The organism is Frigoribacterium sp. AC759 (genome assembly GCF_979256015.1).
Genome location: NZ_CEEDMT010000050.1, coordinates 1 through 5,034 on the forward strand (window position 1 = coordinate 1; position 5,034 = coordinate 5,034).

A 5,034-nucleotide genomic window follows, 5' to 3' on the forward strand; every position below is an offset into this window, starting at 1 on the left:
GGGCGGGCCTGGGGGAGGCGGGGCGCGCCTCCTCGGGGGCTGCGGCCTACTGTGAGCTCATGACTTCGACGGCTCCCTCGGTCCTGTTCGTCTGCCGGAAGAACGGCGGCAAGTCGCAGATGGCCGCAGGCCTCATGCGACACGTCGCCGGCGACGCGGTGCACGTCGAGTCGGCGGGCACCGCACCGGGCAGCGCTCTCAACGCCCAGTCGGTCGAGTCGCTCGGCGAGCTCGGCATCTCGCTCGACGGCGAACAGCCCAAGGCGATCACCGACGAGATGGTGCGCGACGCCGACCTGATCGTCGTCCTCGGCGAGGAGGCACGGGTCGAGGACCCCGCCGGCACCCCCGTCGAGACCTGGATCACCGACGAGCCGTCGCTCCGCGGCATCGAGGGGATGGAGCGCATGCGGCTGGTGCGCGACGACATCCGCGGCCGCGTCGAGGAGCTGCACGCGCGGCTTCTGCGCGACGCCTAGGCGGCGCCCCGGCGCCCCGGCGCTGGCGCGCCGCGGGGCAGCCCTACTCGGGCCAGGCGGCGAGCAGCACCTTGCCGCTCACCGACGAGTCCTTCGCCACGTCGAACGCGTGCTCGGCGGCATCGGTGCCGATCACGTGCGTCACGACCGCCTCGAGCGAGGGCGTCGCCGCCAGGATCCGCACGGCCTCGTCGATCTCGTCGACGAAGCGGAACACCCCGAGCACCGACAGCTCCTTCGAGATGGCCGGCGCGAGGTTCACCGGGCGCTCCTCGTTCGGCATCATGCCGACCTGCGCCACCGTGCCCTGACGGCGTGCGGCGACGAACGCCGCGCTGACCGCCTTCGCCGCACCCGAGCACTCGAGCACGACGTCGAACGAGTCCGCCGGCACCTCGTCGACCCCGAGTCGCAGAGCCTCGTCGGCGCCGATCGCCAGCGCCCGGCTCAGCGGCCCCGGCAGCAGATCGACCACGGTCACGCTCGCCGCACCGCGCGCCTTCGCCGCGGCCGCCGCCAGCAGACCGATCGGCCCGGCACCCGAGACGAGCACCCGCGCGCCCGTCACGTCGCCGACGCGGGTCAGAGCGTGCAGCCCCACCGCCAGCGGCTCGGCCAGCGCCGCACGCTGCAGCGGCAGACCCTCGGGCAGCACGCGGATCATGCCGGCGTCGACCACGAGGTACTCGCTCAGCGCGCCCTGCGTGTGCGGATGCGTCGACGCGCTGCCGAGGTACGACCCCCCGCGCCGCAGGTGCGGAGCGTTCTCGAGACCGGGCTCGTCCGCGCCGAAGCGGGCGGGGTGCACGGTCACCGGGGTGCCCGCCGCGAGACGCCCGCTCGGGTCCGCGTCGACCCGGCCCGAGAGCTCGTGGCCGGGGGCCAGCGGCTCCTCGACGACGAACGCCCCGTTGGCACCCTCGAAGTAGTAGTGCAGGTCGGACCCGCAGATGCCGACGTAGTCGACCCGGATCCGCACCTCCCCCTCGGCTGGCTCGGGCGTCGCCACCTCGCGCTCGGTCAGGACATGGGCGGAATCGATCTGGATGGTCTTCATGCTGGTTCTCTCTGGGGTCTGCGGGGGCGCGGAGCAGGGGAGGAGCCGAGGAGGCGCGGCGCGAGACCGCCCGCAGCCCGGCCCGGACTCAGACGACGCTGGTCATGCCGCCGTCGACGAAGATGTTCTGCCCCGAGACGAAGTCGCTCGCGGCCGACGACAGGTAGATGAGCGTGCCCTGAAGCTCTTCGATGCGGCCCCAGCGCTGCGCGGGCGTCCGCTGGCGCAGCCAGGCGTCGAAGGTCTCGTCCTGCCAGAGCGCCGTGTTCATCTCGGTCGCGAAGTACCCGGGCGAGAGCGTGTTGACCTGCACGTTGTGCCGCGCGAGGTCGGCGGCCATGCCGCGGCTCAGCTGCGCCACGCCGCCCTTGCTCGCCGAGTACGGCGCGATGGTCTGGCGCGCGAGCATCGACTGGACGCTCGCGATGTTGATGATCTTGCCCGAGCCGCGCTCGACCATGCCGGGCGCCACGAAGCGCGACACGTAGAAGACGCTCGACAGGTTGGTCGCCATGACGGCGTCCCAGTCCTCGACGGCGAACTCGGTGAACGGCGCGCGCTTCTGCACGCCGGCGTTGTTGACGAGGATGTCGGGGACGCCGTGCTCCGCGACGATGCCGGCCACCGCCTCCTCGACGGCCTTCGCGTCGGTCACATCGAAGACGGTCGCCGCCGGACGGGTGCCCGTCGACTGCTCGATCGCGTCCCGCGTCGCCGTGACCGCGGACTCGTCGCGGCCGTGCACGATCACCCGCGCCCCGGAGTCGGCCAGCGCGGCGGCGAGCGACCGCCCGAGCCCCCGGGAGGAGCCGGTCACGAGCGCCAGGCGCCCGGTGAGGTCGAAGAGCGGGGATGACATGAGACTCCTTCGTGGGGGTGCGGCGAGAGGCGCGGGAGGCGCGGTGCAGGAGGCGCGGGCCGGGTCAGAGCAGGGAGCCGACCGCGAACACCAGCAGGGCGGCGGCGAAGCCGAGCACCGACTCGATGGCCTGCTGCAGGGTCCAGACGCGGAGGGTGGTCTTGACGTCCATGCCCATCAGGCGGCCGACGAGCCAGAAGCCCGAGTCGTTGACGTGACCGGCGAAGACCGAACCGGCCGCGGTGGCGAGCACGACGGCGGCGAGCTGGACGGCGTTGAGGTCGGCGAGAGCGACGGCGGGCGCCACCAGGCCGGCGGCGGTGACCAGCGCGACGGTCGCCGAACCCTGCGCGAGTCGCAGGATCGCGGCGATGACCCACGCGGCCACGATGACCGGCAGACCGAGGTCGCCGAGCACGTCGGCGAGGGCGTCGCCGATGCCCGAGGCGCGCAGCACCCCGCCGAACATGCCGCCGGCGCCGGTGATCAGCACGACCGAGCAGATCGGGCCGAGCGCGCTGTCGAGCACCTTCTCGAGGGCGCTGCCGGTGACGCCGCGGGCACGGCCGAGCACGATGGCGGCGACGAGCACCGAGATGAGCAGCGCGATGCCGCTCGTGCCGACGAGGACGAGGGCCTGGACCCAGCCGGCCTCGGGGTCGACGATGCCGACGGAGCCGAGCGAGCTGAGGCCCGTGTTGAGCAGGATGAGCACGAGGGGCACGGCGAGCACGGCGATCACGGTGCTGGCCTTGGGCGGGTTCGCGGCCTGGACGTCGTCCTTCTCGCTGCCGAAGAGCGACAGCACGGGCAGCGGGATGCGCTTGTTGACGGCCTTGGCCCACAGGTAGCCCGAGACGTACCAGACGGGGAACACGATCACGAGACCGGCGAGCAGCACGATGCCGAGGTTGGCGCCGAGCAGCTCGGTCGCCGAGACGGGGCCCGGGTGCGGCGGCAGGAACACGTGCATCACCGAGAAGGCCGCGGCGGCGCTGATGCCGTAGAGCAGCATCGACTTGCCGCCCATGCGGCGGGCGACGGCGAACACGATCGGCAGCATGACGATCAGGCCCGCGTCGAAGAAGATCGGGAACCCCATGATCAGCGACGCGAGGCCGAGCGCGAACGGCGCCCGCTTCTCGCCGAAGACGTCGACCATGCGGTCGGCCAGCACCCGGGCACCGCCCGACGACTCGACGAGGCGGCCGAGCATCGCGCCGAGCCCGACGAGCAGTGCGACCGAGCCGAGCGTCGTGCCGAAGCTCGTGACGAGCAGATCGGCGATCGCGCCGGTGGGGATGCCGGTGACGAGGGCGGTGAGCGCGGCCACGATGACCAGCGTGAGGAAGGCGTGCAGCTTGAACTTGATCACCAGGATCAGGATCAGTGCGATCGACCCCGCTGCTATGGCGAGAAGAGGTCCCGCGTCGAGGGTCTGGGTCCAGTCGTCCATGGTGGGGTTCTCCGTCGAATCCGGTGCGCCTGTCGGCTGCGGGGTGTGAGCTCGGGGTCTTTCGGGTGGTGGGTCTCCGAGGGGTCTGTCGTGCGCCTCCTCGGTGTCCGTAGGTTGCCACCAAAAGTAGTACTTTTGCAACCCCGTCGACTCAGGAGGTGCACGCCAGGATGGTCACGATGACGTCACCACCCGCCCGCGAGGGCGCACACGCGCAGCTGCTGCACGCCCTCGGCGGCGCGATCGCGGCCGGCCGCCTGGAGCCCGGCGCGGTGCTGACGCTCGCCCGCCTCGGACTCGACTACGGCGTCTCGCGGACCACCGCACGCGAGGCCGTCCGGGTGCTCGAATCGCTCAGCATGGTGCAGTCGCGCCGCCGCGTCGGCATCACCGTGCTGCCGCGCGCCGACTGGCGGGTGCTCGACGTGCAGCTGATCCGCTGGACCCTCGCCGGCCCCCTGCATCGACAGCAGCTCGTCGAGCTGATGGAGCTGCGCGCGGCGCTCGAACCGGCCGCCGCGGCGCTCGCGGCGGTGCACGCCTCGGACGCCCAGCGCGTCGCCCTGGTGGAGCACGCCACCGAGCTGCACCGCCTCGGCAGCGCCGCCCGCGGGGACTCGGCGGAGTACCTCGCAGCCGACATCCGGTTCCACACCCTGCTGCTCGTCGCCAGCGGCAACGTGCTCTACGGCGAGCTCGCCGCCCCCGTGCGCGAGATCCTGCAGGGGCGGCACGAGCTCGGGCTGACCCCGGCCGTCCCGGCAGCCGGCACGCTCGACGCCCACCTCGCCGCGGCACGGGCGATCGCCGCAGGCGAAGGAGGCGCGGCGCGGGAGCACTCGCGCACCCACCTGTCGCTCGTCAGCGACGAGGTCGAGGGCGCCTGAGCGGTGTCGCGGCTGCGGCGGTGCGGCGCGGCGGCGGTGGGCGGGTACGACGCCAGGATGTGGACACGACGCCCGGTTTAAGCGTGGCGTCGTGTCCATCTTCTGGCGTGGTGGTGGGGCGGCTTGCCGCCACGGACTCGACACGACACCACGGGATTCGGTGGCGGGGTGTCGACCGCGTGGCGGGGTGCGCGCGGGTGCGGCGTGGGGCGGGTACGACGCCAGGACGTGGACACGACGCCCGGTTTAAGCGTGGCGTCGTGTCCATCTTCTGGCGTGGTGGTGGGGCGTGGGGC

General features: G+C 72.7%; 5 protein-coding genes. 2 read left to right on the plus strand and 3 right to left on the minus strand.

Translation table 11 applies throughout. The annotated features are described in order from the left end of the window. The first annotated feature begins 59 nt into the window (after positions 1-59). Positions 60-479, plus strand: a complete 420-nt coding sequence (locus ACZ6JE_RS14970) for an arsenate-mycothiol transferase ArsC (RefSeq protein WP_320477614.1) — start codon at positions 60-62, stop codon at positions 477-479. A gap of 43 nt (positions 480-522) precedes the next feature. Here ACZ6JE_RS14970 and ACZ6JE_RS14975 read toward each other — a convergent pair whose 3' ends face one another. The 3 genes from ACZ6JE_RS14975 to ACZ6JE_RS14985 form a co-directional block, all read right to left on the minus strand. Next, positions 523-1,536: a zinc-binding dehydrogenase gene (locus tag ACZ6JE_RS14975; protein ID WP_464319447.1), complete on the minus strand. Its 1,014-nt coding sequence runs from the start codon at positions 1,534-1,536 to the stop codon at positions 523-525. Between the two features lie 88 nt (positions 1,537-1,624). Next, the gene (locus tag ACZ6JE_RS14980) at positions 1,625-2,395 is read right to left on the minus strand and encodes an SDR family oxidoreductase (RefSeq protein WP_464319448.1); all 771 of its coding nucleotides are present in this window, start codon (positions 2,393-2,395) and stop codon (positions 1,625-1,627) included. A gap of 64 nt (positions 2,396-2,459) precedes the next feature. Beyond that, entirely contained in the window at positions 2,460-3,851 is a 1,392-nt protein-coding gene (locus ACZ6JE_RS14985) for a GntP family permease (RefSeq protein WP_464319449.1), read from the minus strand. 179 nt (positions 3,852-4,030) lie between these two features. Here ACZ6JE_RS14985 and ACZ6JE_RS14990 point away from each other — a divergent pair, with 179 nt between their 5' ends. Then, the gene (locus tag ACZ6JE_RS14990; RefSeq protein WP_464319450.1) at positions 4,031-4,738 is read left to right on the plus strand and encodes a FadR/GntR family transcriptional regulator; all 708 of its coding nucleotides are present in this window, start codon (positions 4,031-4,033) and stop codon (positions 4,736-4,738) included. Positions 4,739-5,034 lie beyond the last annotated feature (296 nt).

Excerpts from the sequence above, each read along its gene's own strand:
- ACZ6JE_RS14970 (WP_320477614.1), top strand. The coding sequence starts at position 60 with ATGACTTCGACGGCTCCCTCGGTCCTGTTCGTCTGCCGGAAGAACGGC.
- ACZ6JE_RS14975 (WP_464319447.1), bottom strand. The coding sequence starts at position 1,536 with ATGAAGACCATCCAGATCGATTCCGCCCATGTCCTGACCGAGCGCGAG.
- ACZ6JE_RS14980 (WP_464319448.1), bottom strand. The coding sequence starts at position 2,395 with ATGTCATCCCCGCTCTTCGACCTCACCGGGCGCCTGGCGCTCGTGACC.
- ACZ6JE_RS14985 (WP_464319449.1), bottom strand. The coding sequence starts at position 3,851 with ATGGACGACTGGACCCAGACCCTCGACGCGGGACCTCTTCTCGCCATA.
- ACZ6JE_RS14990 (WP_464319450.1), top strand. The coding sequence starts at position 4,031 with ATGACGTCACCACCCGCCCGCGAGGGCGCACACGCGCAGCTGCTGCAC.